2 protein-coding genes are annotated in these 2,192 nt (G+C 34.6%); both read right to left on the reverse strand.

Annotation, left to right across the window (positions count from 1 at the left end):
• Nucleotides 1–703 precede the first annotated feature (703 nt).
• Nucleotides 704–847 (reverse strand): high light inducible protein, encoded by a 144-nt coding sequence (locus tag AC33VI_RS22380; protein WP_491784477.1) that lies wholly within the window; start codon nt 845–847, stop codon nt 704–706.
• A gap of 301 nt (nt 848–1,148) precedes the next feature.
• Complete coding sequence (locus tag AC33VI_RS22385) at nt 1,149–1,631, reverse strand: DUF4347 domain-containing protein (RefSeq protein ID WP_491784478.1); 483 nt, start codon at nt 1,629–1,631, stop codon at nt 1,149–1,151.
• Between the last annotated feature and the right edge of the window lie 561 nt (nt 1,632–2,192).

A 2,192-nucleotide genomic window follows, 5' to 3' on the forward strand; every position in this document is an offset into this window, starting at 1 on the left:
CTAGATTTTTGGGTCTGATATCTTCTTGTATGTATGATCTACTACAAATACGTCAACTCATAGGATCTCGGACAAAAAAAAGTGCGATCGCGATCGCACTATAATTATGTTTTTATGCTACTTGACTGCTCTGGCTCAAAATTTAATTAAGTTTCTATCAAGAAGCTGAATTCAAGTTTATTTTTTGAATAGATATAACAGATAAACCCATCCTAATTCTCCATCAAGATGCACTAAATTAATAATCACTAAATGATGTCAAAAAATGAGAAATAAATTTAAGGTAGAAGTGCAGGAAAGTGTAGAGCAACTAAAACACTAACTACAATATGCCACAACTGGTGGCAATAAAAAAAAGATTATCAATGCTGTACTGGGTTAAACAAAATGCGATCGCAATGTACTACTCGAAGTATCTACCGCTTAGAGATATTTGATTTTATTGGCAATATTTTGCTCTGTTTCTTTGAGTTTGTGCTGAAGATAAGTGGCGATTCTATTACTTCGGCGATCGCTTTCCTCGTCCTTTTCGCAATAAAAAATATCAATATTTGAGACTAATTTGGAACTCTTAAATAATTTATTTACCTATTAACTAAAGAGAGTCAAGTAAAAACATAGCAATACTTGACTCTCTCAATAATTAGAATGTGTTAAATTTATGAGTGCAATTATGGTTTAGAAACTAGATAAAAATTGCTTCCTACATTATACCCAACTGACCGAGAATTCCTTGACCAGTAAAGTATTCAGTAGCTACTGCAATAATAAACCCTAGCATAGGTAAACGACCGTTCCAATTTTCTGCAAATTGAGTAAAGCCGAATTTGTTTCCTTGGTTTTCCATCAGTTTTGACCTCTATTTGTTGTTTACTTAGTTTATGTATTTATATTAATAAATTTAAAAATTTATTGCCACATGATTGACAGAAAACAAGTACTTAATGTCAAAATCCCCTGACTAGAAACCGTAAGTTAGACCAAATCCTCCTAGTTCAGTTGTTGCTTTCGGGCAATTTTTGGGAGTGGATAGATAATTGCTTGGTAGTGTCTTAAGGTTAAATGGCTATTGCGAACCAATATCCCAAATCTTTGATTTAGGAGGGGTCGCTAGTCCTTGAGAGGAAAAAGTTTCTGAGGCGTGAAAACTAGATAAAAATCCCCTGTCCTAACAGGTTGTTAATAATTGAAATTTGCGCTCCTGTGATTTGATTGAGTTTGGCAGTGAATTCTTCTCCTACATCTCCTACTGCCAAGTTATGACCGTGTATAAAAATACGAGGCAATTTGACCAAATCAACCGATTTGTTTTTAATAAACCATTGGCTCATTTCTAAACTATAAGTATTCAGAGTATTGAAACTAAGTTCGCTATTACCTAGATAAATACAGCCAGGTAAACCCGATGAAAAAATATGAAGTTCCCAGCAATTACTTTGCTTAAGTATTTCACTAATTTCTTTGATTCCATCATCTTCTGAGCCAATAATAATAACTCTAGCTGTAACTGCGACCTTCTGAATAAGACTCGTCCAATTGGTAAGGCTAGTATCTATAAAAACTATAGTTTTAGAATGATGGTTTTTAATTGGGACTAGGTTATTTAGAGCTTGGGGCGATTGAAATGACATGATGTAATTCGCTATAGCTAAGTATTAATTAAATGTTTTTTCCATCTCTATGGTTTATCCATAGGAAAATTAACTAACCAAGTAAATTATTAATAAAATTATTTAAAAACCTTTATTAAATAAGGAATTAGATATTGCCTGTATTGCAATACAAAATCAGAAAAGACAAAATATTGACTTGTTTTTTACTCCTCCATTCAAAAGATTACACTTTTTTGATTTCGTCAAACTTCAGAGAGCTTGCACTTAACAAAGTCTTTAACAAGATAGGGTCGTTTATAAAGTCGAGATAAAGAGAACTTTTGATGACTAGGAGATGAGGAGATATTATCCCGCTTGACGGTTTACCCTTAATTATCCCGCCCTGACGGCTTGCCCTCGTATGGGGGGACGAATGGGGGGACTGAGAGACAAAGAAAAGTGTAGCTAATTACAATGTAAGTACCTAAGCAGAATTAGTTACACATTTGGGAGACGGGGAGACTGGGTGACTAGGAGATATTATCCCGCGAAGACGGGACTAAGAGACGGGGGGATTAGGTGCTACTACCTACTACCTGC

The sequence above is a fragment of the Waterburya sp. genome (assembly GCF_058530065.1).